26 protein-coding genes are annotated in these 25,657 nt (G+C 64.7%); 14 read left to right on the top strand and 12 right to left on the bottom strand.

Translation table 11 applies throughout. The features are described 5' to 3' along the window. Window positions 1-4: 4 nt before the first annotated feature. The 6 genes from R2676_RS03140 (at window position 5) to araH (ending at window position 7,009) form a co-directional block, all read left to right on the top strand. Window positions 5-1,330 (top strand): MFS transporter, encoded by a 1,326-nt coding sequence (locus R2676_RS03140; protein WP_206274297.1) that lies wholly within the window; start codon window positions 5-7, stop codon window positions 1,328-1,330. Window positions 1,331-1,355: 25 nt separating this feature from the next. Further along, window positions 1,356-2,285, top strand: a complete 930-nt coding sequence (locus tag R2676_RS03145) for a dihydrodipicolinate synthase family protein (protein WP_206274298.1) — start codon at window positions 1,356-1,358, stop codon at window positions 2,283-2,285. 2 nt (window positions 2,286-2,287) lie between these two features. Then, window positions 2,288-3,226 carry a Gfo/Idh/MocA family protein gene (locus tag R2676_RS03150; RefSeq protein ID WP_206274299.1) on the top strand — a complete coding sequence of 313 codons (939 nt, stop codon included), beginning with the start codon at window positions 2,288-2,290 and terminating at the stop codon, window positions 3,224-3,226. A 53-nt stretch (window positions 3,227-3,279) separates the two neighbouring features. Next, window positions 3,280-4,284 carry an arabinose ABC transporter substrate-binding protein gene (locus R2676_RS03155; protein ID WP_206274300.1) on the top strand — a complete coding sequence of 335 codons (1,005 nt, stop codon included), beginning with the start codon at window positions 3,280-3,282 and terminating at the stop codon, window positions 4,282-4,284. A 151-nt stretch (window positions 4,285-4,435) separates the two neighbouring features. Then, complete coding sequence (gene araG, locus R2676_RS03160; RefSeq protein ID WP_316856597.1) at window positions 4,436-5,965, top strand: L-arabinose ABC transporter ATP-binding protein AraG; 1,530 nt, start codon at window positions 4,436-4,438, stop codon at window positions 5,963-5,965. A 33-nt stretch (window positions 5,966-5,998) separates the two neighbouring features. Further along, window positions 5,999-7,009 carry an L-arabinose ABC transporter permease AraH gene (gene araH, locus R2676_RS03165; RefSeq protein ID WP_206274302.1) on the top strand — a complete coding sequence of 337 codons (1,011 nt, stop codon included), beginning with the start codon at window positions 5,999-6,001 and terminating at the stop codon, window positions 7,007-7,009. Window positions 7,010-7,104: 95 nt separating this feature from the next. Here araH and R2676_RS03170 read toward each other — a convergent pair whose 3' ends face one another. From R2676_RS03170 to R2676_RS03180, 3 genes are all read right to left on the bottom strand, one after another. After that, window positions 7,105-7,728, bottom strand: a complete 624-nt coding sequence (locus R2676_RS03170; RefSeq protein WP_009241534.1) for a barstar family protein — start codon at window positions 7,726-7,728, stop codon at window positions 7,105-7,107. Then, a complete protein-coding gene (locus tag R2676_RS03175; protein ID WP_206274303.1) occupies window positions 7,725-8,156 on the bottom strand; it encodes a ribonuclease in 432 nt (143 codons plus the stop codon). The genes R2676_RS03170 and R2676_RS03175 overlap by 4 nt, the downstream gene beginning before the upstream one ends. Window positions 8,157-8,626: 470 nt before the next feature. After that, complete coding sequence (locus R2676_RS03180; protein ID WP_027680376.1) at window positions 8,627-10,972, bottom strand: NADP-dependent malic enzyme; 2,346 nt, start codon at window positions 10,970-10,972, stop codon at window positions 8,627-8,629. A gap of 161 nt (window positions 10,973-11,133) precedes the next feature. Between R2676_RS03180 and thiL the strand changes: the two genes are divergently transcribed. Genes thiL through R2676_RS03195 form a run of 3 tightly spaced genes read left to right on the top strand, consistent with a single transcriptional unit; the run spans window position 11,134 to window position 13,327 of the window. Further along, a complete protein-coding gene (gene thiL / locus R2676_RS03185; RefSeq protein ID WP_316856596.1) occupies window positions 11,134-12,219 on the top strand; it encodes a thiamine-phosphate kinase in 1,086 nt (361 codons plus the stop codon). Continuing rightward, window positions 12,216-12,794 carry a phosphatidylglycerophosphatase A family protein gene (locus R2676_RS03190; RefSeq protein ID WP_206274304.1) on the top strand — a complete coding sequence of 193 codons (579 nt, stop codon included), beginning with the start codon at window positions 12,216-12,218 and terminating at the stop codon, window positions 12,792-12,794. The genes thiL and R2676_RS03190 overlap by 4 nt, the downstream gene beginning before the upstream one ends. Window positions 12,795-12,826: 32 nt before the next feature. After that, window positions 12,827-13,327 (top strand): CinA family protein, encoded by a 501-nt coding sequence (locus R2676_RS03195; protein WP_027680373.1) that lies wholly within the window; start codon window positions 12,827-12,829, stop codon window positions 13,325-13,327. A 1-nt stretch (window position 13,328) separates the two neighbouring features. Here the strand turns inward: R2676_RS03195 and R2676_RS03200 are convergent, their stop codons facing one another. Together R2676_RS03200 and pyrF are read right to left on the bottom strand one after the other, a co-directional pair. Further along, the gene (locus tag R2676_RS03200) at window positions 13,329-13,547 is read right to left on the bottom strand and encodes a metal transporter (RefSeq protein ID WP_206274305.1); all 219 of its coding nucleotides are present in this window, start codon (window positions 13,545-13,547) and stop codon (window positions 13,329-13,331) included. A gap of 40 nt (window positions 13,548-13,587) precedes the next feature. Beyond that, window positions 13,588-14,403, bottom strand: coding sequence for an orotidine-5'-phosphate decarboxylase (gene pyrF / locus R2676_RS03205; RefSeq protein ID WP_206274306.1), 816 nt, complete (start codon window positions 14,401-14,403; stop codon window positions 13,588-13,590). A gap of 209 nt (window positions 14,404-14,612) precedes the next feature. Here pyrF and corA point away from each other — a divergent pair, with 209 nt between their 5' ends. Beyond that, window positions 14,613-15,575 carry a magnesium/cobalt transporter CorA gene (corA, locus tag R2676_RS03210; protein WP_024972131.1) on the top strand — a complete coding sequence of 321 codons (963 nt, stop codon included), beginning with the start codon at window positions 14,613-14,615 and terminating at the stop codon, window positions 15,573-15,575. A 12-nt stretch (window positions 15,576-15,587) separates the two neighbouring features. On the opposite strand, the gene mtgA is transcribed toward corA, so the two are convergent. The 7 genes from mtgA to mpl form a co-directional block, all read right to left on the bottom strand. Further along, window positions 15,588-16,292 carry a monofunctional biosynthetic peptidoglycan transglycosylase gene (gene mtgA / locus R2676_RS03215; RefSeq protein WP_206274307.1) on the bottom strand — a complete coding sequence of 235 codons (705 nt, stop codon included), beginning with the start codon at window positions 16,290-16,292 and terminating at the stop codon, window positions 15,588-15,590. A gap of 18 nt (window positions 16,293-16,310) precedes the next feature. Next, window positions 16,311-17,228 carry a shikimate dehydrogenase gene (gene aroE, locus R2676_RS03220; protein WP_206274308.1) on the bottom strand — a complete coding sequence of 306 codons (918 nt, stop codon included), beginning with the start codon at window positions 17,226-17,228 and terminating at the stop codon, window positions 16,311-16,313. Between the two features lie 12 nt (window positions 17,229-17,240). Then, on the bottom strand, window positions 17,241-18,155 hold the full coding sequence (locus R2676_RS03225; protein ID WP_102066833.1) for an energy transducer TonB family protein: 915 nt from the start codon (window positions 18,153-18,155) through the stop codon (window positions 17,241-17,243). A 52-nt stretch (window positions 18,156-18,207) separates the two neighbouring features. Further along, window positions 18,208-20,304, bottom strand: a complete 2,097-nt coding sequence (locus R2676_RS03230) for a ribonuclease catalytic domain-containing protein (RefSeq protein WP_206274309.1) — start codon at window positions 20,302-20,304, stop codon at window positions 18,208-18,210. Window positions 20,305-20,458: 154 nt separating this feature from the next. Then, entirely contained in the window at window positions 20,459-21,037 is a 579-nt protein-coding gene (locus tag R2676_RS03235; RefSeq protein ID WP_206274310.1) for a chorismate--pyruvate lyase family protein, read from the bottom strand. Beyond that, window positions 21,034-21,657 carry a YqiA/YcfP family alpha/beta fold hydrolase gene (locus tag R2676_RS03240; protein WP_206274311.1) on the bottom strand — a complete coding sequence of 208 codons (624 nt, stop codon included), beginning with the start codon at window positions 21,655-21,657 and terminating at the stop codon, window positions 21,034-21,036. The genes R2676_RS03235 and R2676_RS03240 overlap by 4 nt, the downstream gene beginning before the upstream one ends. A 6-nt stretch (window positions 21,658-21,663) precedes the next feature. Then, window positions 21,664-23,049 (bottom strand): UDP-N-acetylmuramate:L-alanyl-gamma-D-glutamyl-meso-diaminopimelate ligase, encoded by a 1,386-nt coding sequence (gene mpl / locus R2676_RS03245; RefSeq protein ID WP_206274312.1) that lies wholly within the window; start codon window positions 23,047-23,049, stop codon window positions 21,664-21,666. Window positions 23,050-23,127: 78 nt separating this feature from the next. Here mpl and R2676_RS03250 point away from each other — a divergent pair, with 78 nt between their 5' ends. From R2676_RS03250 to accB, 4 genes are all read left to right on the top strand, one after another. After that, complete coding sequence (locus R2676_RS03250; protein WP_206274313.1) at window positions 23,128-23,802, top strand: UDP-N-acetylmuramate--alanine ligase; 675 nt, start codon at window positions 23,128-23,130, stop codon at window positions 23,800-23,802. A 65-nt stretch (window positions 23,803-23,867) separates the two neighbouring features. Continuing rightward, a complete protein-coding gene (locus R2676_RS03255; RefSeq protein ID WP_027680363.1) occupies window positions 23,868-24,392 on the top strand; it encodes a TlpA family protein disulfide reductase in 525 nt (174 codons plus the stop codon). Window positions 24,393-24,574: 182 nt separating this feature from the next. After that, entirely contained in the window at window positions 24,575-25,042 is a 468-nt protein-coding gene (aroQ, locus tag R2676_RS03260) for a type II 3-dehydroquinate dehydratase (protein WP_206274314.1), read from the top strand. Window positions 25,043-25,183: 141 nt separating this feature from the next. Beyond that, a complete protein-coding gene (gene accB / locus R2676_RS03265; protein ID WP_027680361.1) occupies window positions 25,184-25,651 on the top strand; it encodes an acetyl-CoA carboxylase biotin carboxyl carrier protein in 468 nt (155 codons plus the stop codon). Window positions 25,652-25,657 lie beyond the last annotated feature (6 nt).

Below are 25,657 nucleotides of genomic sequence, written 5' to 3' on the forward strand. Positions count from 1 at the left end.
ACCGATGGACATCTCTCAAACCGCAGGCGCCGTTCCGGCTTCGGCCGATGCATCGGAGGAGCAGCGCATCATCCGCCTGCTCGCGCGCAAGCTGATGCCGTTTCTGGCGCTGATCTACGTGGTGGCGTATATCGATCGCTCCGTAGTCGGCTTCGCCAAGCTGCACATGAACGCGGCAGTGGGCATCGGCGATGCTGCCTACGGGCTTGGGGCGGGCCTGTTCTTCATCGGCTATTTCCTATGCGAGGTGCCGAGCAACCTGGCACTCGAACGCTTTGGCGCACGCCGCTGGTTCGCGCGCATTCTGTTCACGTGGGGCGTCATCACCATGGCCATGGCGCTGGTCAGCGGCCCGGTCAGTTTCTATGTGCTGCGCTTCCTGCTCGGTGCGGCCGAGGCGGGCCTGTACCCCGGCATTCTGTATTTCCTGACCAAGTGGTTTCCGATGCGCCATCGTGCGCGCATCGTCGGCTTGCTGGTGCTGGCCCAGCCCATCGCGCTCATCATCACCGGGCCGATGGCGGGGTGGCTGCTGTCGGTGCCGGGGCTCTTTGGCATGTCGAGCTGGCAAACGCTGTTCGTGGTCAGCGGCCTGCCGGCCACGCTGTTGTGCTTGCCGACGCTGCGTATCCTGCCGGAATCCCCCGCGCATGCGCGCTGGCTGCCCGCTGCAGACCGCGCGTGGATCGAACGTGAACTGGCCGCAGATCAGGCCGCCTATGCGCTGAAGTCGCACGGCAGCCCGCTCAACGCGCTCAAGGATGTGCGCGTGCTGATGCTGGCGCTGCTGTTTCTGCCGTTTCCGCTGAGCATCTACGGCCTCTCGCTGTGGCTGCCGACGATCATCAAGCAGTTCGGCGTGAGCGATGTCGCCACCGGTCTGCTGTCGGCGGTGCCCTATCTGTTTGCCGTGCTGGGCTTGTACCTGGTGCCGCGTCATTCGGATCGCACGGGCGAGCGCTACTGGCACATCGCCATTCTGTCGGCGCTGGCCGCGCTCGGCATGGCGGCCAGCGCGTGGGTTCAAGCGCCCGCGCTGCAACTGGCCTGCCTCTGCGTGTTCGCGTTTTGCGCCTATGCAATCCAGGCCGTGCTGTGGACGCTGCCGGGACACTTCCTGACCGGCACGAGCGCCGCCGTTGGCATCGCCACCATCAACTCGCTGTCCAACCTGGGCGGTTACCTCGGTCCCTATGGCATGGGCATCATCAAGAACGCCACTGGCAGCCTGTCTGCCGGCCTGTACTTCCTTGCCGCCGCGCTGGCATTTGCCGTGGTGATGACGTTCATCGTTCGCGCCGTGCTGGGCGCACGCCAGCACCTCTCCTGACACCCGTTCCCGACGTCACGACTTCATGACCCGCAACAGCAAGCCGCGCTACCGAGGCATCTTTCCGGTGGTGCCCACCACGTTCACGGAAACTGGCGAACTCGACCTGGCCAGCCAGAAGCGGGCCATCGATTTCATGATCGACGCCGGCTCCGATGGCCTGTGCATCCTGGCGAATTTCTCCGAGCAGTTCTCGCTGTCGGACGACGAACGCGAAGTGCTCACCCGCACCGCGCTGGAACACGTGGCAGGCCGCGTACCGGTGATCGTCACCACGTCGCACTACAGCACACACGTCTGCGCACAACGCAGCCGCCGCGCGCAGGACATGGGCGCCGCCATGCTGATGGTGATGCCGCCCTACCACGGCGCCACCTTCCGCGTGCCCGAAACGCAGATCTACGAATTCTTTGCGCGCGTGTCCGATGCGGTGGGTATTCCGATCATGATTCAGGATGCGCCGGCCAGCGGCACGGTGCTGTCCGCGGCGTTCCTCGCGCGCATGGCCCGCGAGATCGAGCAAGTGGCCTACTTCAAGATCGAAACGCCCGGGGCGGCGGCCAAGCTGCGCGAACTGATCCGCCTCGGCGGCGACGCCATCGAAGGCCCCTGGGACGGCGAAGAAGCCATCACGCTGCTGGCCGATCTCGATGCCGGCGCCACGGGCAGCATGACTGGCGGCGCGTATCCCGACGGCATCCGGCCGATCATCGAGGCGCACGCCCAAGGGCAGCACGATCTGGCGTTCGATTTGTATCAACGCTGGCTGCCGCTCATCAATCACGAGAATCGGCAGGCCGGCATCCTGGCCGCCAAGGCGTTGATGAAGGAAGGCGGCGTGATTGCCTGCGAGGCATCGCGGCATCCGTTGCCGGCCATGCATCCCGATACGCGCCGGGGCCTGATCGACATTGCCCGGCGGCTTGACCCGCTCGTCTTGCGGTGGGGGCGATAGCCATGCACGGTGAACTCCATCCGGTTTCGATCGGGATCGTCGGCGTTGGCAAGATCGCGCGTGACCAGCATCTGCCTGCGCTTGCTGCGCAGCCGGGCTTTACGCTTGCGGCCTGCGCGAGCCCGCATTCGCGCGTTGAGGGCCTGCCGCATTACACGACGCTCGAGGCCATGCTGGCAGACGAACGCCCACTGCAGGCAGTGTCGCTGTGCACGCCGCCGCAGGTGCGGTTTGCCCAGGCCCGTGCGGCGCTCGCCGCAGGCAAGCACGTCATGCTGGAGAAGCCTCCCGGCGCAAGCGTGTCGGAAGTGACGCTCCTCGCTGATCTGGCGCGGCAAAACCGCTGCACGTTGTTTGCCTCCTGGCACTCGCGCCACGCGCCCGGTGTCGAGGCCGCTCGGGAGTGGCTTGCAAGCCGGGCGATTGTCTCCGTCAACGTGCAATGGAAAGAAGACGTGCGCCGCTGGCACCCGAACCAGGCATGGATCTGGGAACCCGGCGGCCTGGGCGTATTCGACCCGGGCATCAACGCGCTGTCGATCCTGACCCGCGTGCTGCCGCATGCGTTCTTTCTGACGTCCGCCGACCTGTGGGTGCCCGCCAATCAGCAGACGCCGATTGCCGCCCACCTCGCCTTCACCGATGAACGCGGCACGGCCATCGCGGCGGAATTCGACTGGCGCCATGACGCGGGCGAACTCTGGCAGATCGACGTGACCACGCGCGACGGCACCCTGCGGCTCGCCCAGGGCGGCAAGCAGTTGACCATCGACGGCGCAGAAATCGACGTCGGCCCCGAACGCGAATACCCGAGTCTCTACGCGCGCTTTCTCGAGCTGATCGCCCGTGGTGAAAGCGATGTGGATGTCCGCCCGCTGCAGCACGTCGCCGACGCCATGCTGCTCGGCCGGCGCCATCTGATTGAACCGTTCGTGCCATGAAACGCGCCCGACTTACGTAGTGCCATCAGAGCCATTCCAACGAGGAGACAACCATGCAACGCAAACTTCGCCGGCTGACCCTGTCCGCCCTGGCAGCCACCCTGTGCCTGGCGCCGCTGGCCGCCAGCCTGCCCGCCCACGCCGACGAGCCGCTCAAGATCGGCTTCCTGGTCAAGATGCCGGAGCAGGCGTGGTTCATCAACGAGCAGAAAGCCGCCACCGAACTTGGTCAGAAGAACGGCTTTTCGGTGGTGAACATCGGCACGCCCGATGGCGAAAAAGTGCTATCCGCCATCGACAACCTGGGCGCGCAAGGTGCCAAGGGCTTTGTCATCTGCGCACCCGACGTGCGCCTGGGCCCGGCCATCTCGGCACGCGCCAAGCACTACAACATGAAGTTCGTCACGGTCGACGATCAGCTCGTCGACTCGTCCGGCAAGCCGCTGGCCAACGTGCCGCACCTCGGCATGTCGGCCTTCAAGATCGGCAACCAGGTCGGCCAGGCCATCTCCGACGAGATGAAGCGCCGCGGCTGGAAGCCCGAGGAAGTGGGCGCGCTGCGCATCACCAACTACGAGTTGCCGACTGCCAAGCTGCGCACCGACGGCGCCACGCAGACGCTGCTGGGCGGCGGCTTCAAGAAGGAGAACATCTTCGACGCGCCGCAAAAGACGACCGACGACGCAGGCGGCTTCAATGCGGCATCGCCGGTGCTGGCGCAGCATGCCAACATCAAGAAGTGGGTCATCTTTGCGCTCAATGAAGAGAGCGTGCTGGGCGGCGTGCGCGCCACCGAGCAACTGCACATTCCGGCAGCCGACGTGATCGGCGTCGGCATCAACGGTGCCGGCGAGGCGTTCGCCGAATTCCAGAAGAAGGAGCAGACGGGCTTCTTCGGCACGATTGCCGTCAGCTCCACCAGCCACGGCAAGGAGAGTGCTGCAAACCTCGTCAATTGGATCAAGACCGGCAAGCAGCCCCCGGCCGATACGCAGACCACCGGCAAGCTGATGGTGCGCAGCAATTGGCAGGAAGTGCGCAAGGAACTGGGCATTTGAGAACCGGCTCACGATCCTACTGCGCGGCCCGAACTTGACCTTGCGATGCTCGCCGTACCCATGTACGACTGCGCTTCTCAGGCCAACCTCGGGCCGCTCGCTACGGATCGTGAACCGCTTCAACGCCAAGGCCAGGGAAAAAAGGCAATCGATGACAGTCCAATCACTTGATGCGAGCGGCCCGCCCGACGCTTCCGCTGGCGCCTATCTGAAGCTCGACGGCATCACCGTGCGCTTTCCTGGCGTGCTGGCGCTCGACCACGTCTCGCTCGACATCCGCCGCGGCGAGGTGCACGGCCTGATGGGCGAGAACGGCGCGGGCAAGTCGACGCTGCTCAAGGTGCTGTCGGGCGTCAACCAACCGGAGGACGGCACGCTGTCGCTCGACGGCGTGCCGCAGCATTTCACGAACACGCGCGCGGCCATTGCGGCGGGCATTGCGATCATCTATCAGGAACTGCACCTGGTGCCTGAACTGACGGTGGCAGAAAACCTGATGCTCGGCGCGCTGCCCAACCGCTTTGGCGTGCTCGACGAGAAGACGCTGATCGCCCGCGCGCTGCGCGAGCTTGAACGGCTGGGCGAAAAGCTCGATCCGGCCCAGGCCGTCAAGCATCTGTCGATCGGCCAGCGCCAGATGATCGAAATCGGCAAGGCGCTGATGCGCGACGCGCGCGTGATCGCCTTCGATGAACCCACGAGTTCGCTCTCCTCGCGCGAGACGACGCAGTTGTTCCGCATCATTCGCGCGCTCAAGGCCGAGGGCCGCGCGGTCATCTACGTCACGCACCGCATGGAAGAGGTGTACGAACTGTGCGATCGCGTGACCGTGTTCCGCGACGGCCGGCACATCGACACGTTCAACGCCGGCGCGAACCTCGATCGCGAACGGCTCATCCGCTGCATGGTCGGCCGCTCGATCCAGGACGTGTACGGCTACAAGCCGCGCCGGCTCGGCGGCGTGAAGGTCGACGTGCGCGGCCTGATGGGGCCCGGCTTGAGCGAACCCGCATCGTTCCGGGCGCATGCAGGCGAAATCGTCGGCTTCTTCGGGCTGGTGGGCGCAGGGCGCTCGGAGCTGATGAAGCTGCTCTATGGCGCGGTCAAACGCACAGCAGGCGAGATTCGCCTGAACGGCAAGCGCGTCCAGTTCAACACGCCACGCGATGCGGTCCGCGCGGGTGTCGCGCTCTGCCCGGAAGACCGCAAGCAGGAAGGCATCGTCGCCATCGCTTCGGTCTCGGACAACCTGAACATCAGTTGCCGGCGCCACTTCAGCCGCTTCAGCGTGCTGAACAACCGGCAGGAAGCGCGGACCACCCAGTCGTTCATCGACAAGCTCGCCATCAAGACGCGCAACGGTGAAACACCCATCGGCAAGCTGTCGGGCGGCAATCAGCAGAAGGTGATTCTCTCGCGCTGGCTGGCCGAAGACATCGACGTCTTCCTGATGGACGAGCCCACGCGCGGCATCGACGTCGGTGCCCGCAGCGAAATCTACAGCCTGCTCTACGGCCTGGCCGAGGCGGGCCGCACCGTCATCGTCGTGTCGAGCGACCTGGCCGAAGTCATCGGCGTGGCCGACCGCGTGCTCGTGATGAAGCAAGGCCGCATCGTCGGCGATCTGCCCAGAGAACACGCCTCGCCCGACACCCTCATCAAACTTGCGCTGCCGCGCTAGCGCGCGCTTCACGCCTTCATGGAAACCGACCCTATGCAAACGCCATCCACCGAATCCGTGCCGGGCGGCGCGCCGTTGGCTGCCCCGGGCATACCGAGCCGCGCCGCGCTCACGTGGGAACTGGTCAACCGTTCCGGCATCGTCGTGGTGTTCCTCCTGCTGTTCACCGCGCTGGCCTTCGCAGTGCCGGGCTTCGTCAGCAGCCGCAACATCCAGGGCCTGCTGCTCTCCGTCACCTTGATCGGCTCCATCTCGGTCACGATGATGTTCGTCCTCGCACTCGGCGAAGTGGACTTGTCCGTCGCCTCCATCGTCGCGTTCGCGGGCGTGGTGGCATCGACGCTCATCACCGCAACCCATAGCGTGGTGCTTGGCGTCGGAGCCGGCGTGCTGGCGGGCGGCCTGGTCGGGCTCGTCAACGGCGTGCTGGTGGCGCGCTACCAGATCAACTCGCTGATCGTCACGCTGGCCATGATGGAAGTCGTGCGCGGCCTCGCCTTCATCACCTCCAACGGCGACGCGGTGATGATTTCCGAAGAGAGCTTCTTCGACCTGGGCGGCGGATCCTTCCTCGGCATTTCCTACCCGATCTGGAGCAACATCGTTGGTTTCGCCCTGTTCGGCTTCCTGCTCAAGAAGACGGTGTTCGGCAAGAACGTGCTCGCCGTCGGCGGCAACGAAGAAGCCGCACTGCTTGCCGGCCTGCCCGTCACGCGCATCAAGATCGCCGTGTTCGTCCTGCAGGGCCTGGTGACGGGCTTTGCCGGCGTGATGCTGGCCTCGCGCATGAGCCTGGGCGATCCCAAAACGTCGGTCGGGCTTGAGCTGGGCGTGATCTCGGCCTGCGTGCTGGGCGGGGTGTCGCTCACGGGCGGGGTGGCGACCGTGTCCGGTGTGCTGGTCGGCGTTCTCATCATGGGCTCGGTGCAGAACGCAATGAGCCTGATGAACGTGCCGACGTTCTATCAGTACCTGATCCGCGGCGGCATTCTTCTGCTGGCGGTGTGGTTTGACCGGATTCGCCGCAACAAGCGGGCAAGCTGACACGCCAGCCGCCTTTCACACGGCAACAAAAAAGCCCGCATGTGCGGGCTTTTCCATTTCAATGCCGAAGATCGATGATCGGCGCCGGAGCACCTTCAAGCGAACGAATAGAACACGCGGAACTGAACTTTGCGCTCGGCCCAGAATTCGGCCGCGTCGCGGAACACGTCCAGCAGCACTTCACGCGCTTCCTTGTCGAACTTCGGCTGGCACGGCAGGCCCTCCAGCACGATGACAAAACCGGGTTGCGGGCCGGCCTTGTAGATCATGTCGGTCAGGCAGTCGGCCAGGGCATCGAAGTTCTTGCCGAAATGCTTCGGGAACAGGAACTCACGCGCAATCACGTCGAGCACTTCGCTCTTGGTGGTCGCGGCCGCGCAGTTGGCGTACAGGAAATGCTGGCCGAGGCTGGCCGCCGATTCGGCCAGATCCGCCACGCGAAACGCGCGGATCGACTGCACGATATTCGGACGCACCGTCTTGAAGAGGTTCATGGCGTCTTCGCGGCCTCCGTCGTCGTCCGTCTGGGTGTTGTCCTGCGTCATGATGTTCTGCGGTGCGCTTTGAGGCAACTTGGCCGCCCCCCCGACGCGTGCGCCCAGGGCTTGCATCCCGACCACACCGTCGTACAGATTTTGCGCCTTGTGCCACGCCTCGCGGGCCACGCGCTCATCGCGTGCGGTGAGCGAGTCGTCCAGCCCAAACATGTTGGTCGTCATCGCTGTATCCGTTGAAAACTGTTGTAGTGATCTTCCGTGTAGTAGCAGTCGTTGGCTGCTTGCTGATCGCCGCCGCAAATGATGCGCCGGGCACCGCGGTTACGAGCGCCCCGCGTCTTCACGGTGTACTCGTGGTAATAGCCACGCCGCTGCGCAGGCAAACGTCGTTCATAGTTGCCGAACGTGGTGCCATCTTTTGCATAGGGGAACGGGCCGCCCTGCTCGATCAGTGCCAGCGTGCGCTGCGCCTCGTTGGGCAAGTCTGCCGCGCGAATGGTTCCCACCGCGGCATTCATGCCGGAGGTGTCCCGGGCGACCGCATTCGCCGGCAAGCCAGCCACTGACACCACAAGCGTCGCCGCCAGCGCGCCACGTGCCATCGCCTGAGATACGGAGCGGCCGATCCACGCTCCAAGTCGCTTTGTCATCAGCAGGCCCTAACGGGAGAATCGCGCCGACCGGAGCCCGGCGCAGGTCACAAGCGCAGGTGGCCGTCCAATAACGATCCGGACAGCCGTTTGCAGCTGAAAGCGAAGCGGCTCAATGCCTGAGAGGCTTGGCAGGGAATGACAAGTCGGGCGACTGCCGAAGACTTGGGGAATCCTTCCGCCTGCAAAAACCAACCCATTGCGCGCACTGAATCAGGCGAACCCGTCAGACGCGTCACGGAAAACCGCATTTTTCGACGCCGTCGGCCCGGTCCAGACCTCATGTGCTCAGAAGCACCCCTTCAGCCCGTAAGGGTACGCTCATCGATGACAACAATCAACCGACGGTAAAAGTCTGAAGGGTTTTTCCATGCAGCCATTAAGTTTGCTTAAATGTAAGCGCACGCAAACTTAGTGAACAAAAAAAGGGAGCGCAGCATCGTGCGCTCCCTTTCGTGGTGCAGTGGCGATCAGCGTTGCGCTTGTGCGGCGGCATCCACAACGGTCAGCGCCGTCATGTTGAGGATGCGTCGCACCGTGGCCGATGGCGTCAGGATGTGCACCGGCTTCTTGGCGCCCAGCAGGATCGGGCCGATGGCGATGTTGTTGCCGGCAGCCGCTTTCAGGAGGTTGTAAGCGATGTTCGCGGCGTCGATGTTGGGCATGACCAACAGGTTCGCCTCGCCCTTCAGGGTCGAGTCCGGCACCAGCGATGCGCGCAGCTTCTCGTCGAGCGCCGCGTCGCCGTGCATTTCACCGTCAACCTCCAGATTCGGCGCACGTTCGCGCAGGATGGCCAGCGTTTCGCGCATCTTGACGGCCGAAGGCGCCTCCGAAGAGCCGAAGTTCGAATGCGACATCAGCGCAACCTTCGGCTTGATGCCGAAGCGGCACAGCTCCTCGGCGGCCATGATGGTGATCTCGGCCAACTGCTCGGCGGTCGGGTCGACGTTGACGTGCGTATCCGTGAGGAAGACTTGGCGACCCGGCAGAACCAGACCGTTCATGGCCGCGTACACACAGTTCGTGCCGCCCAGGATCTGGTCGATGTAGCGCAGATGCGCAGCCGTATTGCTGATGGTGCCGCAGATCATGCCGTCCGCTTCGCCCTTGTGGATCATGAGCGCGCCGATCAGCGTGTTGCGGCGACGCATTTCCAGCTTGGCGTACTGCGGCGTCACGCCCTTGCGCGCCATCAGCTTGTAATACGTCTCCCAGTAATCGCGGAAGCGCTCGTCGTGCTCGGGGTTGACCACCGTGAAGTCCACGCCTTCACGCAGGCGCAGGCCGAAACGCTCGATGCGGTGGGCGATCACGCTCGGGCGGCCGATCAGGATCGGGCTGGCGAGCTTTTCGTCCACGACAATCTGCACGGCACGCAGGACGCGCTCTTCTTCGCCCTCGGCAAAAACGATGCGCTTGTTCTCCATCGGCACCTTGCGGGCGGCCGAGAAGATCGGCTTCATCAGCGTGCCGGAGTGGTAGACGAACTGCTGCAGATGCTGGCGGTAGGCGTCCATGTCTTCGATCGGACGCTGCGCCACGCCCGAGAGCATGGCCGCTTGCGCCACGGCCGGCGCGATCTTGACGATCAGGCGCGGGTCGAAGGGCTTCGGGATCAGGTATTCCGGGCCGAACGACAGGTCTTGAATGCCGTAGGCGGAAGCCACGATGTCGCTTTGCTCCTGGCGCGCCAGTTCAGCCACGGCGTGCACGGCGGCAACTTCCATCTCACGCGTGATGGTGGTCGCGCCCACGTCCAGCGCGCCGCGGAAGATGAACGGGAAGCACAGGACGTTGTTGACCTGGTTCGGGTAATCCGTACGGCCGGTGCCCATGATGACGTCGGGGCGCACTTCCTTGGCCAGCTCCGGCAGGATTTCCGGGTTCGGGTTGGCCAGCGCGAAGATGATCGGCTTGTCGGCCATGCGCTTGACCATGTCCTGCTTGAGCACGCCAGCAGCGGACAGGCCGAGGAAAATGTCGGCGCCGTCGATGACTTCAGCCAGCGTACGCAGATCGGTTTTCTGTGCGAAGTGCGCCTTGTCCGGATCCATCAGTTCGGTACGGCCTTCGTAGACAACGCCCGCCAGGTCCGTCACCCAGATGTTTTCGCGCGGCAGGCCCAGATCGACCAGCAGGTCGAGGCAGGCCAGCGCCGCAGCGCCCGCGCCCGAAGCCACCAGCTTGACCTTCTTGATGTCCTTGCCGACGACCTTCAGTGCGTTCGTGATGCCTGCGCCCACGACGATGGCGGTACCGTGCTGGTCATCGTGGAAGACGGGGATCTTCATGCGCTTGCGCAGTTCCCGCTCGACGAAGAAGCATTCCGGCGCCTTGATGTCTTCCAGGTTGATGCCGCCGAAGGTCGGCTCCAGCGAGGCGATGATATCGACCAGCTTCTGGGGGTCTTTTTCGTTGATCTCGATGTCAAACACATCGATACCGGCAAATTTCTTGAAGAGCCCTGCCTTGCCTTCCATGACCGGCTTCGAGGCTTCCGGGCCGATATCGCCCAGGCCGAGCACGGCCGTGCCATTGGTCACCACGCCGACGAGGTTGCCGCGGGCGGTGTAGCGGAACGAGTTGGCGACGTCTTCGACGATCTCTTCGCAGGCGGCGGCAACGCCGGGCGAATACGCCAGGGCCAAGTCGCGCTGGTTCGACAGCGGCTTGGTCGGCGTGACCGAAATTTTGCCCGGGGTGGGAAACTCGTGGTACTCCAGCGCGGCCTTGCGCAAGGCGGCGCGCTGCTGCGCCTTGAGTTCTTCATCCGTGCGGGCGGGCTGCTGAGGCTGGGTATCCACCGTGGTCATGGGTCTCTCGTATCGGGTGGCCAGCGCGCGCGCCGGCCGTCGCATCTAGCGGGCCACCGGGATACCCTCACGAGCGCCACGGGAATACGGTCCGCCTCCTTGGGCCCGTCATTTTATATAGTGAAAAGCGATCTCACAACGGGATTTTGGGTGGGAGTGCTATGCGCATTCGCTACAATATTCCACCGTCCTGTCACGGCACCATCGGGCTTGCCCCATATTCTTCCATCGCCGCTGCCGTGTCCAAGCCCGCCCACCCCTCAAACTCCCCCGATCCGGCGGAAAATCTGTCCGAATTTGGGCTGATCCGCCGCTATTTCACGCGACCGACCCCGAAAGCGACGTTGGGCGTGGGCGACGACTGCGCCCTGCTTTCACCGCGCCCGGGGCACGAATTGGCTATCTCCACCGACATGCTGGTCGCCGGCCGTCACTTCTTTCCACATGCGGAGCCGCGTGCACTTGGACACAAGGCGCTCGCTGTCAACCTCTCTGACCTGGCGGCGATGGGCGCCGAGCCCCGCGCCTTTACGCTCGCCGTGGCGCTGCCCCAGGCCGATGCGGCGTGGCTCAAACCGTTTTCCGAGGGCTTGCTCGCCTTGGCCGATGCATTTCACTGCGAACTGATCGGCGGCGACACCACACGGGGGCCGCTCACACTCAGCCTGACCGTCTTCGGGGACGTCCCCGCCACTGCGGCACTACGCCGCGACGCGGCCCGCCCGCGAGATGACATCTGGCTCTCGGGCTCCGTGGGCGACGCACGACTCGCGCTGGGCGCCTTGCGCGGCGAGTGGCCGCTGACGCCCCAGGCGCTCGCTCAGGTGCAGCCGCGCATGGACATGCCCTCGCCGCGCGTCGCGCTCGGCCTAGCATTGCGCGGCATCGCCCGCGCAGCACTTGATGTATCCGACGGCTTATTGGGCGATCTTGGCCACATCCTCGCGCAATCCCGCGTTGGAGCGACGATCGTGGTGGACGATGTCCCGCGCTCGGCGACGCTGGCCGCACAGTCGCCGGCGCTCCAGCTGCAATGCACGCTGGCCGGCGGCGACGACTACGAACTTTGCTTCACCGCACCTGCCGACGCCCGCGACGCCGTTATCGCCGCAGGGCAGCGCGCCGGGGTTGCTGTGACGCGTGTTGGCCGCATCGACGCCGAAACCGGCTTGCGGCTCGTCGACGCACACGGCGCGCCGGTCACCTTCACGCATGGCAGCTTCGATCATTTCTCTTCCGCCTCATGATGTCTTCCACTCCCTTCCCGCCTTCCAACCCGCCGGGCCAAGCTGAAACCGTCGTCCTCGAGGCGGGCCAGACCGCGCAGGTGCGGCGCCCGACCGCGCGGTTCATGTTCGCGCATCCGGCACGCATCCTCGCGTTGGGCTTCGGCTCGGGCCTGTCGCCTATCCTGCCGGGCACGGTCGGCACGCTCTACGCGTGGCTGATCTATGTGGTGCTGGCTCCCTGGATTTCAGGGCCGATTTGGTTGCTGATCGCGGCGGTTGGTTTCGTGATCGGTATCTGGGCATGCGCCCGCACCGCGCGCGACTTGGGCGTGGCAGACCACGGCGCCATGGTGTGGGACGAAATGGTGGCGTTCTGGATCGTGCTGGCGTTTGTCACGCCCACCACGTTGGGCGGGCAGTTCGCCGCCTTCCTGTGGTTCCGCTTCTTCGACATGGTCAAGCCGGCACCCATCCGCTATTACGACCGCACGCTCAAGGGCTTTGGCGTGCGCGGCGGCTACGGCGTGATGGTCGATGACATTCTGGCGGCGTTCTACACGCTGCTGGTGTTCGCGCTGTGGCGCTCGTTTTGACGTTTGACGACCGAAGCTTCAAAGGTATCGCAATGGCTGAATCCCGCGCCCTGGCCCAACTGGCCGAACTCGTCGCTGACACGCTGCACAAGCGCAGCCTGATGATGGCGTCCGCTGAATCGTGCACAGGCGGGCTGGTGTCCGCCGCCATCACCGATGTATCGGGGTCGTCCGCCTGGTTTGAACGCGGCTTCGTCGTCTATTCCAACGAAGCCAAATCGCAGATGTTGGGCGTGCCGGCAGCGCTGATCCGCGAACATGGCGCCGTCAGCGAACCGGTGGCGCACGCCATGGCCGAGGGCGCGGTGCTCAACAGCCGCGCGCAGGTGGCGGTGGCGATTACCGGCGTGGCGGGCCCGACCGGCGGCACGCCCGACAAGCCCGTCGGCATGGTCTGCTTTGGGTGGAGCAACCGCCTGCAAACCCGCGTGGAAACGCGCCACTTCAAAGGCGACCGCAAACAGGTCCGCCTGCAGGCTGCCGAGCACGCACTGCGCGGCCTGCTCGACTTCCTCGACTCAGCAGAGTCTTGACTTAGATTTCGCTGGGATGATCCGGCCGGCGACGATCTCCGTGATCGTGTTCCGGCTGGTGCTCGTGGTCGTGCTCGTGGCGACGGTCGCGGTCATGATCGCGGCGCGTCGTCTCGTGCTGGTGGGTGTCGTCGCGCTCTTTCTCGAGCTTGCGGTCCGGATCCTTGCCGGTCTCTTCCCGATGCGTGCTGGCGACGGGGCGGTGCGGATGCGTGGTCATGGCGTCCTCGCTCTCGCCGCAACCGGACCGACCGAGCCGATCAGTTGCGGAACTGGTTGATCTGGTTGCGTGTGGCCTCGGCCACGCGGCGGGCCGCATCGGCGAAATCGCTGTCGGTGCTGGCGTAGAGAATGGCCCGCGACGAGTTGATCATCATGCCCGTGCCGTCGGCCGTTCGGCCTGCGCGGACCGTGGCTTCAACGTCGCCACCCTGGGCGCCAACGCCCGGAATCAGCAGCGGCATGTCGCCGACAATCTCGCGCACCTTGGCAATCTCTTCCGGGAACGTCGCGCCCACCACCAGGCCCATCTGGCCGCTCGTGTTCCACACGTCGCGCGCACGTTCTGCCACGACTTGGTAGACCGGCCGGCCGTCGGTTTCCAGAAACTGCACATCGCTGCCGCCGGCGTTGGAGGTGCGGCACAGCACAATCACGCCCTTGTCGGCATGCGCCAGATACGGCTGCATCGAGTCGAAACCCATGTACGGGCTGACGGTGATGCCATCGGCCTGGTAGCGCTCGAAAGCTTCCTTGGCGTAGTGCTCGGCGGTCGAGCCGATGTCGCCGCGCTTGGCATCGAGAATGACGGGGATGCCCGGATAGGCTTCGTGGATGTAGCTGATGAGCTGCTCGAGCTGGTCTTCGGCGCGCTGCGAGGCGAAGTAGGCGATCTGCGGCTTGAAGGCGCAGACCAGATCGGCGGTGGCGTCCACAATGGCGCGGCAGAACGAGAAGATTGCTCCGCCCGTGCCGGTCAGCGATGCCGGCAGGCGTGCCGGGTCAGGATCGAGGCCAACGCACAGCAGGGAATTGTTGCGTTGCCAGGCGGCAGCGAGTTGTTCGGTAAATCGCATGGTGTCGGGAATGTGAGGGCGACCGGATGGCCGCATGACTTGTCTGCATTTTACCCGTCGGGCGGCCCGGTTGCGGCATCTTCCGGACGTGGCGCCGACCCCACGCGTGCGCACCAAGCCATCGCTTGTGGCTGAACCCGCCGCCTCTTTAGGCTACACTCGGCGCGATTTTTCGCCGCCCGTTCAACGCCTGCTTCAAGGAAACACCAATGATCAACCTGTTCGTCGTGCAAAAAGGTCGTCTCGCGCAGGAACAGGTCGAAGAACGCAGCGAACTGCTGCAGCACAAGCCGATCTGGATCGACGTGATCGACCCCGACGACGAAGAACTGGCGTGGATCAAGGAAGCCTACGGCGTGGTCCTTCCCGAACTCGAGCAATTGGGGGATCTGGAAGCCTCCGCCCGCTACTTCGAAGGCGAAGACGGCCACATCCACATCCGCACCGATTTCCTGCTCGACGAAGAAACCACCTCGCGCAACGTACGCGTGGCCTTCGTGCTGACCAAGGATGTGCTTTTCTCCATCCACGACGAAGACCTCCCCGCGTTCCGGCTGGTGCGCATGCGTGCGCGGCTGCGCCCGGGCTCGGTGCGCAACGCCAAGGATGTGCTGATGGATCTGTACGCCACCGACGCGGAATACTCGGCGGACTCCATCGAAGAAGTCTACGAACGCCTCGAAGATGCCAGCAAGCGCGTGCTGGCCGACGAGGTGACCGATGCCGCCGCCGCAGACGTGCTGGAGATCATCGCGCGCGTGGAAGACTTGAACGGCCGGATCCGCCGCAACGTGATGGATACGCGCCGCGCCGTGTCGTTCCTGCTGCGCAGCCAGTTGCTCTCGGCCGATCAGCAGGACGAAGCGCGCCAGGTGCTGCGCGACATCGACTCCATCGAGAACCACACGGCGTTTCTGTCGGACAAGGTCAACTTCCTGATGGATGCCACCGTCGGTTTCATCAACATCAACCAGAACAAGATCATCAAGCTGTTCTCGGTGGTGTCGGTGGCGCTGATGCCGCCCACGCTGATCGCCTCGATCTACGGCATGAACTTCAAGGTGATGCCGGAGCTGGACTGGGCCGAGGGCTACCCGTACGCGATCGTGATGATGGTCGTGTCGGCGGCGATTCCGCTGGTGTACTTCCGCCGCAAGGGCTGGCTGAAGTAGCCCTGCGCGAGGTCAATCCGGCAGCGTGGCCGAGCCCATGCGGTTGGCAATCACGGTGGCCTTGCGCGTGAAGTTGACGTGCACGTTGGCGCAATAGCTCTTCTTGTCGAAGCACTTCGGTGCGGGTAGCGCCGCCGCCAGTCGCGCTGCCTGACCGACCGTGAGTTGCGAGGCCGGGCGTTTGAAGTAATGCTGCGCCGCCGCTTCCGCGCCGAACACGCCCTCGCCCCACTCCACCGAGTTCAGATAGATCTCGAGAATGCGCTCCTTGTCGAGCCAGAACTCGAGCATCCAAGTGATGACCAGTTCTTCGCCCTTGCGCAGGTAGTGGCGTTCGCCCGAGAGGAACAGGTTCTTGGCCAATTGCTGCGTGATGGTCGAACCGCCCGCGACCACGTGGCCGCGCCGCTTGTTCTTCTCCCACGCGTCGAGCATAGCGTCGACTTCCCAGCCGCTGTGCGAGACGAAGTCGGCGTCTTCGCTGGCGATGACCGCGCGTTTGAGGTTGCGCGAGATCTGGTCGTAATTGACCCAGCGGCGGTCGATCTTGCAGGTGAAGACATTGGCGCCGCACAGGCGCATGCGCTCGGCGCGCATGAAACTCGTAGACGACGGATCGAACACTTGCCAGCTGGCGATGGCAGCGAAGAAGTACAGGTTGAGCGCGACCACGCCCGCAACGAAGCAGCCGATCACGTAGCCGAACCAACGCATCATCGCGGGGCGCGCTCCGGTTCAGCGGGCTGCGCGTGCCGCGACTGCGGCTTCGCCCTGCAGCGCCTCGCGCATGGCCAGCAGCACCGGAGCGGTGTCCGGGCGCACGTCGCGCCAGACGAAGAACGATTCCGCCGCCTGCTCCACCAGCATGCCCAGGCCGTCCCACGCGCGGGCGCCGTTGCGCCGGGCAAACTCCATGAATACCGTCGGCCGCTGGCCGTACATCATGTCGTAGGCCAGCGCGTTGGGGCCGAACACGGTGGTCGGGATTGGCGGCACTTCGGCCTGCAGGCTGCTCGCCGTGGCGTTGATGATGACGTCGAAAACATCGTCCGCGGCAAGCTCTTCATAGCCGCCGCCCACGAGTTCGACCTCGTGCAGTTTGGCCGAGACCTCGAAGCGATCGACGAGCTTGTTGGCGCGATCCGCCGTGCGGTTGGCGAGGAACACGCGCGCCGGCTTGTGCTCCAGCAACGGCAGCAGCACGCCGCGCGCAGCACCGCCGGCGCCCAGCAGCAGCACGCGTTCGCCTGCGAGCGCGTTGCCGATGTTGTGGGTGATGTCGCGCATCAGGCCAACGCCGTCGGTGTTGTCGCCGAAGATCTCTTCGCCGTCGAACTTGAGCGTGTTGACCGCACCGGCCGATTCCGCCCGCAACGACAACGACGTCGACATGGCATACGCATCGAGCTTGAACGGCACGGTCACGTTGAGCCCGCGTCCGCCTTCGCGCACGAACGTCATCACGGTTTCGTCAAACGCGATCAGCTCGGCGTAGATGCGGTCGTAGCGGATAAGCTGCCCTGTCTGCTGCGCAAACGCGGCATGAATGGTGGGCGACTTGCTGTGCGCGATCGGGTTGCCGATCACGCCATAGCGATCTGTGGGCGGCGCGCTCGCAGCTGCGAGGATGGCCTCTTGAAACGACGACGGCATGGGGCGACGAAATCAGCGGGTCTGCAGGTGGGTTTCCAGACCTGCGCGGGTGAACTTGAACGTGGCGACCACATCCTGGATGTCGACGCGCTTGCGCATCTCGGCCGGGAAGCCGCCAAACGGTGAAGACGAACGCACGATGGCCACGGCCTGGCGATCCAGCGCGGGATTGCCCGAGCTTTTGGCGATCTCGATGCCTTCGATCTTGTAGCCGTCCTGGTTGTAGCCGAGCTGGCCATCGCGGTTGATGCTGATCACGACGATCAACTCGCCATACAGCGGGCGGCCGTTCTGGCTGGGGAAGTTTGCGGTGCCGCGGGCTTCGATCTTGCGGCGCACGGCATCGTAGTAGCGGGCGTAATCGACCTGACGCGCGCTGGCGGCCGTCAGCACATTGCGGCGCGGGCGCTTGGCGTAGTTCTCGAGGTTGCGGTCGATCTCGGCTTGCAGGCGGGCGATTTCGTCTTGCGTGGTGCGGTCGTCGGTGCCGTTGGTGGGCGACGGCTGCGGGCGCTCGCCCGGCTTGACCTGACGATCGTTGACCAGCGGCGCACGCTCGGTGGATTGCGTGAGCAGGCGGCGCTGCTCCTGCTCGAGATATTCGACGCGGCGCTGCGTGAGCTTGATGGCGTCGCCGGTCTGCTCATTGGTGTCGGCGGGCAGCGGCGTGGTGGCGCGCTGCTGGTCGTATTCGCCGCCGCCGTTCAGGTTGACCTGCGCCACGGCCGTCGCCTTCGATGGCGCCGTCGACGACTTGGCATTGACGAGCACCACATCGAGGCCCGGATCTTCGCGCTTGATATCGAAGGCCTCGGGGGCCACCACGCGCACGAACAGCAGCAAGACATGCACGGCCAACGACACCACCAGAGCCTTGGTAAGCGTGCTGCTGCCGGACCAGTCCGGACGGTTTGCGAGGGCGGCCATGGGGCGATTCCTGGTCGATGCGCGAAGAGTGAAGGTCAGACTGCGATTGTAGTTAGGCAGCGGTAGGCGTTCCACCGGTCCCGCCGTCCTGCGGCGGCGGCGCCACAGCAGCGTCGGCTTCGGCGCGCGCCTCTTCCCCATCCGCGGCCGGTTGTGGTTCAGCGGGCACATCGGCTTCGGTCTCTGCCTCGGCCAGTTCTTCTTCGATGGCCTCCGCTTCAGCTTGCGCGTCCGCAGCCGGAGCGAGGATCTCGACCACGCGGCACGACACTTCCAGGCTGATCTCGTCGGTCTCTAGGATATCGAGCACGACATGCGTGCCGCGCGCCGTTTGCGCCAGCTCGGGCACCTTCGTCACCAGCGGAATGTCGGCGAAGCGCACGGCGCCTTCCTTGAGCACCACGGCCTGCATGCGCGTGCGGTTTTCCTGCTTGAGCCAGCGCAGGCACCAGTAGCGCTCCATGGTCGACTGGTGGTCGGCGTAGGCGGCGTAAGTGGCTTCGAAGTCGGCCACGGCGGCCAGCAGGTCGGCATCTTTTGGCTTGAACGGTGCGATCAGCTTGGCCGTCACGCCGTGCTGTGCCACCGCTGCGATCTGCCATTGATTGACCAGATCGACATAGCGGCGCAGCGGCGAGGTGCTCCACGCGTACTGCGCCACCCCCAGACCCTCATGCGGCGCCGGATACGTCTGCATGCGCGTGCGATGCATGCCCCACGCCTTCTGCGTGCGGTAGATGCCCGGCACACCGGCGTCGGCCAGCATGCGGCCCCACGTGCTGTTGGCCAGGATCATCAGCTCGGCCACGATCTTGTCCAGCGGCGAGCCGCGCTTGCGCTGTTCGATCCGCACGCGCTCACCACCGCCTTCCGCCTCGGGAATCGGGTCGATGTAGAACGAGTAATCGCCCTTCTGCGCGCCCTCCGGCTTCAGGCCGCTGGCGATGCGGGCCTGCTGGCGGCCGTCATACAACGCGCACACAAAGGGCCACAGCACCGCCAACTCGGCCTTGAACGGATAGTCGCCCGAGCCATCGGCGAGCGCGTCGGCGGTGATCACATCGTCGAGCAGGTTGTGGCGCAGGTTGGCCGCCACGGTCACGGATTCGCAGCGCGTTTCGCTGGCGGTGACCGCCCACGTGGCGCGGTCGACCGTCACATACAGCGACAGCGCCGGGCATGCGCGCCCTTCCTGCAGCGTGTAACGATCCACTACCGACTCCGGCAGCATCGTGATCTTGTCGCCGGGGAAATACACGGTGGACAAACGCTGACGCGCAATCACGTCCAGCGGTTCGCCGCGCTGGATGCCGAAGCCCGGCGCGGCAATATGGATGCCGATGCGCACGGTGGCGTCATCAATGGGTGTGACCGAGATGGCGTCGTCGATTTCCGTGGTGGTCACGTCGTCGATCGAGAAAGCGCGCACGTCGGCGGCCGGCAGCTCCATCGCCGGTTCCGGCACGGTCACGTCCGGGAAGCCGGTGCCCTTCGGGAAACATTCCGAGAGGAAGCGGGCCTCGTGCAGCGCGCGGGCGTTGGCGATGCCGCCGACCGCCACCATCAGGCGCATCGGCGACAGGCCCAGCGCGGTGCAAGCCGCATCGAGCGCCTTGTATTCGAGGCTGTTCTTGTCCGGCTTGAACAGCAGCTGCAGCGTCTTGCCGCGGAAGGCCTCGGGCAGGCGCATCGCCTTCAGCTCGGCTTCGTATTCGGCCTGCAGGGCGGCTTGCTGCTTCTTGCGCTCCAAACCTGCAAGCGCGGCCTTCAGCTGGTCTTCGGGCGCGCGCTGATAGCGGCCGCGGCCCTTGCGGCGGAAGTAGATCGGCGAGCCATGCAGCGCGATGGCCAGCGCGGCCTGCTGCGTGGCATTGGCGCCGGCGCCAAAATATTCACCGGCCAGATCGGTAAAGCCGAATTCTTCGGCCGAAGCGCATTCCCAGAGGAAGTCCAGGTCGATCTCTGCCGACAGCGCCTGGGCGGCCTGCGACAACTCGCCGGCGGACGGCCGCGCGAATTGCAGCAACACATCGCGCGACTTGACCTTGGTGCGCTTGGCGCTCGGCAACTCGACCTGATAGGCCTCGCCCTGTTGGGACAAGACGGTGCCCGCGCGGATCTCGCCGCCTTCTTCAAACAGCAACTGCATGGATTTGTATGGATTGCGGCACTCGCACGAGCGAGTGTCACTTTGAATGAGGTGGAATGGCCGCGCCGCCCGACGTTACAACGTCACGCGCGGCGATCAAAAGTTGGGGGCGATGATACCGCACTGGCCCGCCGCCCGGCCCGCGAAAATACGCTTAGCGCGGCGGATGGAAACCCGCCAGCGCGGGCAGGAAAACCTCCGTCACCAGCATCGCGCTTGCACCGCGCCGGAACACCGACCGGCGGGCCGGCAGCCGTGACGTGCCGGAGACAGGCGCATCGCCCAGCGCGTCGTGCGCGCGGCGCACCAGCGGGTGGCGCGCGTCCAGCAAGGCGAATTCGAAGTCCCCGCGCTGCACACGCGGATCGGCAAACAAAGAATGCCCCAGCGGCTGCGTCCCCAGCGCTTTGAGGAACGGCCAGTCGAGCGCCACGCTGCGCGGGTGGACGATGGTGTGGGCATACACCACCGGAATCTCGTCGCAAATCAGCAAAACTTCGCGGACGAGCGTCTCGGCGGCCCGCGACATGCCGAGGCAACGCCACTCGTCGCGCAACGGTATCGCGCGCTGCTGGCCGAGCAATTGGACGCGAAAGCGCGACGATGCCGCACGAAGACGTGCCGTCAGCGAATCTGGGCCGAGCGCCCAACGCGCCCAATGCCGGTCATAAACGACAGCCGGGGGCAGCGCGCTGCGCCACAGGCTGCGCGGATACGACGGCGAATCGGTCATGCGGCGTCGAACGGATGTGCGGCGAGCAAATCCGCGGGAATACCGCAAAAGACGAGCACTTCGTCCATGTACTGCGCAAAATCGCTGATGCCGTGGTCACTGCCGTCGATGACGCGTGTGGCGGCTCCCGGGAAATGAGCGAGCATTTCGCGGTAGTCCAACACGTCGTCACCCGTCGCCGCGAGCAGGTAATAACGCTCGGGTTGCGTGATAGCGGGCACGGCGAGCGAGCGCAGCTCGTCCAGATGGTGCGGCTCGACGCGGATCGTGCCGCCGCCATGCCACAGCGGCTGCTCCCCGACATACTTGGCGAGATCCCGCTCCGGACGGGTGGCTGGATTGAGCATGGCCGCGCGGAGCCCGTGGCGCTCTGCCAGCCAGGTCGCATAAAAACCGCCCAACGAGGAGCCAATGAGCACCGGTCGCGTGCCGTTGCGCTCGCTCAACCCGGCAATCAGCGCCTCGGTTTCGGCCATTGCCTCGCGCGGCGAGACGGGCAATGCCGGGCACACGTACTGATCCGCCAGCCCCACGGACGCCATCCGCTTGCCCAGCAACTGGGCTTTGAACGAGCGCGGCGACGAACGGAATCCGTGCAGATAAACGATGGATGCCGACATATCGGATCAGTTTGCCGCGTTGACCTGCTCTGCCAACGCGTCGAGCAGCTTCTGGTGAACGCCCCCGAAGCCGCCGTTGCTCATGACAAGCACATGGTCGCCGGGCCGAGCCATAGCGGTGACAGCGCCGACCAAAGCGGCCAAGTCAGAGAACGTGTTCGCACGCGCGCCCAAAGGCGCCAACGCGCCCGCCAAGTCCCAGCCGATGGCATCGCGGCCATTGGCGGCGCCGTAAGCGAAGACTTGGTCCGCGCCGGACAGACTCTCGGGAAGCGCTTGCTTCATCACACCGAGCTTCATGGTGTTGGAACGCGGCTCCAGCACAGCCAGAATGCGGCCTTGACCGACGCGGCGGCGCAGCCCCTTGATCGTGGTCCGAATGGCCGTGGGGTGGTGCGCAAAATCGTCGTAGACGGTGACGCCGTTGACCGTGCCGCGCACTTCCATCCGGCGTTTCACATTTTCGAAACGGGCCAGGCTTTCAATGGCTTGGGCGGGTGGCACACCAACGTGGCGTGCAGCGGCAATGGCGGCGACGGCGTTCATACGGTTGTGGTCGCCCTGCAGCGCCCAGCGGACGCGACCCTGCGCTTGCCCGTTGAAAACAACGTCGAAGCTGTCGTCCTCGCCAAGATGGGCTATTTTCCAGCCCTCGCCGTCTTCTGCGCCGAATCGCTCGACCTCCGACCAGCATCCGCGCTCAAGTACGCGGGTGAGGCTGTCTTCGCGACCATTGACGAGCAACCGCCCTTGGCCGGGGACGGTACGCACCAAATGGTGAAATTGGGTTTCGATCGCAGCGAGATCTGGGAAGATGTCGGCGTGATCGAATTCCAGGTTGTTCAATATAGCCGTGCGGGGACGGTAATGGACGAACTTGCTGCGCTTGTCGAAGAAGGCGGTGTCGTACTCGTCGGCCTCGATGACGAAGAAGTCGGATTCGGTCAGCCGCGCCGACAGCCCGAAATTGCGCGGCACGCCACCCACCAGGAAGCCCGGGTTGTAGCCGGCGTCCTCCAGAATCCAGGCGAGCATCGACGTGGTTGTCGTCTTGCCGTGCGTGCCGGCGACGGCAAGCACCCATTTCTGGCGCAATACGTTGTCGCCCAGCCATTGGGGGCCGGAAATGTAGGGCAGATTGCGATCCAGGATCGCTTCCATCAGCGGATTGCCACGGGAGATCACGTTGCCGATCACGTAGAGATCGGCGCCGATGGAGAGTTGTTCCGGGTCGAAGCCTTCAATCAGTTCGATGCCCTGCGCTTCGAGCTGGGTGCTCATCGGCGGGTAGACGTTGGCGTCGCAACCGGTGACGCGGTGACCCGCCTGGCGTGCGATCAGGGCAATACCGCCCATGAAGGTGCCGCAGATTCCAAGGATGTGGATATGCATGGGTGCCGTCTCAACTTCGTAGCGCCGCATTGTACCTGCGGCTTCAGGCCGGCCCGCGCGCTTCAGTAAAATAGAGCCATGTCAAAACGCCCCACCCTCGATCCCGCCCGCGTGCGGGAAGAAATTGCCGTCACCGCCGCCCGCATGATCGCGGAAGACGGTGCCGATTACGCCACCGCCAAACGCAAGGCCGCGCGCCAGGTGCTTGGCACGGAATCCCGCGCGCCGGGGGAATGGCTGCCGGACAACGAACAGGTCGAAACGGAAGTCCGCGAATATCAGGCGCTGTTCCAGGCCGAATCCCAGCCGCGCGTGCTGGCGTTGCTGCGCCGCATTGCGCTGCTGTTGATGGAAGGGCTGGCCGTCCACAATCCATATCTGGCGGGCGCCGTCTTCAATGGCACCGCGAGCGAGCACTCCGACATCCACCTGCAGGTCTTCTGCGACAGCCCCAAGGATGTGGCGATCTTCCTGCTCAACGCCGGCGTGGAGTTCGACACCACGGAAAGCGCCCACTTCGCCGGCCGCGACGAGGTGGAGACGCTCAGCTTCCTGTGGCGGGGCCAATGGCCCGCCGGGCCCGAATCCCGCGAACTTGCGCGCGAACTGCGCGCTGAAACCGGCACGCCGGTCGGCGTCCATATCGCCCTGTATGACATGAACGATGTGCGCGGTGCGCGGCGCGCCGACGCCACCGGCAAGACGCAGCGGGGCGACGCCGCCGCCGTGCGTGCCCTCCTGTCGCAGGGATGATCGGCCGACAGGAGTACAATCCGCCACGCTTCGCCTCTGTCTATATATAGAGACCCTCGCCAACCATGTCGCGCCGCACCACTTTGATTGCCCTGTTGATCGCCGGCCTGATTGCCGCGGCGGCGGGCGTCTATTTCGGACATCGCGCCACCGAGCCAAAAACCCCCGCAAGCAGCGCCGTGGCTGCGTTTTACGACAGCAAGCTGCCCGACGCCAATGGGGCGCCGTTGGATCTGGCAGCGTTTCGCGGCCAGCCGGTGGTGATCAATTTCTGGGCGCCGTGGTGCGGTCCTTGCGTGGAGGAGATGCCTGAACTGTCTGCGCTGGCGCAGGAACAGAAGTCCAAGGCAAAGTTCGTCGGCATCGGCATTGACTCGGCCGCCAATATCCAGACGTTTCTGGGCAAGGTCCACGTCACATACCCGGTCGCCGTGGCAGGCTTTGGCGGGACGGAACTGGGCCGGCAGTTCGGCAACGACGTCGGCGGCCTGCCGTTTACTGTGATTCTTAACTCACAAGGCGAAATCACTTTCCGGAAGATGGGCCGGGTGCACGCAGATGAACTGCGAGCAGCCCTGCAGCGCACGTGAATATGGAAAAACGTCATATGACGTTCATGTGCACGCAACTCCCCTTCTTCTTCGGCAAAAGCACAGACTGGACGCCCAAGATCGGTGAAAACACCGATTTGTTGAGAGTTTTTCAGCAAAAACTAGACAAAGCATTCTAAGTTGCTGTAAATTGCGCCCAACTTCGCTCAACCGGTCAAACCGTGGCTGATAAACCCATCGCCAAAGCGCTTCGCAACGTGCTCGTGCTGCACGGCCCGAACCTCAATTTGCTGGGGACGCGCGAGCCGGAAGTCTATGGTGCAACGACCCTCGCCGACATCAATGCAGCCTTGGTCGAGCGCGCCGCAGCGCGCGGCGTGACGCTGGCGCACTTCCAGTCGAACCACGAAGGGGCGCTGGTGGATCGCATCCATGCCGCCAAGAGCGAAGGCGTTGAATTCATCATCATCAATCCGGCCGCCTATACCCACACGAGTGTGGCGCTGCGCGATGCGCTGGCCGGCGTGGTGATCCCGTATATCGAAGTCCATCTGTCCAACGTGCATCGCCGCGAGCCGTTCCGCCACCATTCGTACTTGGCGGACCAGGCCGTGGGCGTGATTTGCGGGCTGGGCTGGCGCGGCTATCTGGCCGCGCTGGACTTCGCAATCGATCAACACGGCGGCTGATCAGCCGTCTTCTTCCTTTTATTTCAACCACTTAACCAACGCAACGACGCCAGCGCCTGGAGCGCCTTTGACCGATGCGCGGCTGAAGAGCCATTCGCGCGCATCGACCGCCCAGACCGCCGACGCTGCAGGAGAACGCTCATGGATTTGCGCAAGCTGAAAACGCTGATCGACCTGGTGGCCGAATCGGGCATTTCGGAACTCGAAGTGACCGAGGGCGAAGGCAAGGTCCGCATCGTCAAGTCGGCACCGCAAGTGGTGGCCCCGATGCAATATGCGCCGATGCAGATGCAGGCCGCACCGGCTGTCAGCGCGCCCGCAGCAGCAGCGCCCGCCGCCGTCGGCGCCGAGGCAGCCTCGCCTGCCCTGCCGGCTGGCCACATCGTGACGTCGCCGATGGTCGGTACGTTCTACCGCTCCCCGTCGCCGGGCGCAGCAGAGTTCGTCAAGGTGGGCGACACCGTCAAGGAAGGCCAGACGATCTGCATCATCGAAGCGATGAAGCTGCTCAACGAGATCGAAGCGGACAAGGCCGGCGTCATCAAGGAAATCCTGATCGAAAACGGCCAGGCTGTGGAATACGGCCAACCGCTGTTCGTGATCGGCTGATCTCCC

The organism is Ralstonia flatus (assembly GCF_958439105.1).
Classification (GTDB): domain Bacteria; phylum Pseudomonadota; class Gammaproteobacteria; order Burkholderiales; family Burkholderiaceae; genus Ralstonia; species Ralstonia flatus.

Bases quoted from the DNA above. Each gene is read 5' to 3' on its own strand.
- R2676_RS03140 (WP_206274297.1), top strand. From the start codon at position 5: ATGGACATCTCTCAAACCGCAGGCGCCGTTCCGGCTTCGGCCGATGCA.
- R2676_RS03145 (WP_206274298.1), top strand. From the start codon at position 1,356: ATGACCCGCAACAGCAAGCCGCGCTACCGAGGCATCTTTCCGGTGGTG.
- R2676_RS03150 (WP_206274299.1), top strand. From the start codon at position 2,288: ATGCACGGTGAACTCCATCCGGTTTCGATCGGGATCGTCGGCGTTGGC.
- R2676_RS03155 (WP_206274300.1), top strand. From the start codon at position 3,280: ATGCAACGCAAACTTCGCCGGCTGACCCTGTCCGCCCTGGCAGCCACC.
- araG (WP_316856597.1), top strand. From the start codon at position 4,436: ATGACAGTCCAATCACTTGATGCGAGCGGCCCGCCCGACGCTTCCGCT.
- araH (WP_206274302.1), top strand. From the start codon at position 5,999: ATGCAAACGCCATCCACCGAATCCGTGCCGGGCGGCGCGCCGTTGGCT.
- R2676_RS03170 (WP_009241534.1), bottom strand. From the start codon at position 7,728: ATGACGACCAACATGTTTGGGCTGGACGACTCGCTCACCGCACGCGAT.
- R2676_RS03175 (WP_206274303.1), bottom strand. From the start codon at position 8,156: ATGACAAAGCGACTTGGAGCGTGGATCGGCCGCTCCGTATCTCAGGCG.
- R2676_RS03180 (WP_027680376.1), bottom strand. From the start codon at position 10,972: ATGACCACGGTGGATACCCAGCCTCAGCAGCCCGCCCGCACGGATGAA.
- thiL (WP_316856596.1), top strand. From the start codon at position 11,134: ATGCGCATTCGCTACAATATTCCACCGTCCTGTCACGGCACCATCGGG.
- R2676_RS03190 (WP_206274304.1), top strand. From the start codon at position 12,216: ATGATGTCTTCCACTCCCTTCCCGCCTTCCAACCCGCCGGGCCAAGCT.
- R2676_RS03195 (WP_027680373.1), top strand. From the start codon at position 12,827: ATGGCTGAATCCCGCGCCCTGGCCCAACTGGCCGAACTCGTCGCTGAC.
- R2676_RS03200 (WP_206274305.1), bottom strand. From the start codon at position 13,547: ATGACCACGCATCCGCACCGCCCCGTCGCCAGCACGCATCGGGAAGAG.
- pyrF (WP_206274306.1), bottom strand. From the start codon at position 14,403: ATGCGATTTACCGAACAACTCGCTGCCGCCTGGCAACGCAACAATTCC.
- corA (WP_024972131.1), top strand. From the start codon at position 14,613: ATGATCAACCTGTTCGTCGTGCAAAAAGGTCGTCTCGCGCAGGAACAG.
- mtgA (WP_206274307.1), bottom strand. From the start codon at position 16,292: ATGATGCGTTGGTTCGGCTACGTGATCGGCTGCTTCGTTGCGGGCGTG.
- aroE (WP_206274308.1), bottom strand. From the start codon at position 17,228: ATGCCGTCGTCGTTTCAAGAGGCCATCCTCGCAGCTGCGAGCGCGCCG.
- R2676_RS03225 (WP_102066833.1), bottom strand. From the start codon at position 18,155: ATGGCCGCCCTCGCAAACCGTCCGGACTGGTCCGGCAGCAGCACGCTT.
- R2676_RS03230 (WP_206274309.1), bottom strand. From the start codon at position 20,304: ATGCAGTTGCTGTTTGAAGAAGGCGGCGAGATCCGCGCGGGCACCGTC.
- R2676_RS03235 (WP_206274310.1), bottom strand. From the start codon at position 21,037: ATGACCGATTCGCCGTCGTATCCGCGCAGCCTGTGGCGCAGCGCGCTG.
- R2676_RS03240 (WP_206274311.1), bottom strand. From the start codon at position 21,657: ATGTCGGCATCCATCGTTTATCTGCACGGATTCCGTTCGTCGCCGCGC.
- mpl (WP_206274312.1), bottom strand. From the start codon at position 23,049: ATGCATATCCACATCCTTGGAATCTGCGGCACCTTCATGGGCGGTATT.
- R2676_RS03250 (WP_206274313.1), top strand. From the start codon at position 23,128: ATGTCAAAACGCCCCACCCTCGATCCCGCCCGCGTGCGGGAAGAAATT.
- R2676_RS03255 (WP_027680363.1), top strand. From the start codon at position 23,868: ATGTCGCGCCGCACCACTTTGATTGCCCTGTTGATCGCCGGCCTGATT.
- accB (WP_027680361.1), top strand. From the start codon at position 25,184: ATGGATTTGCGCAAGCTGAAAACGCTGATCGACCTGGTGGCCGAATCG.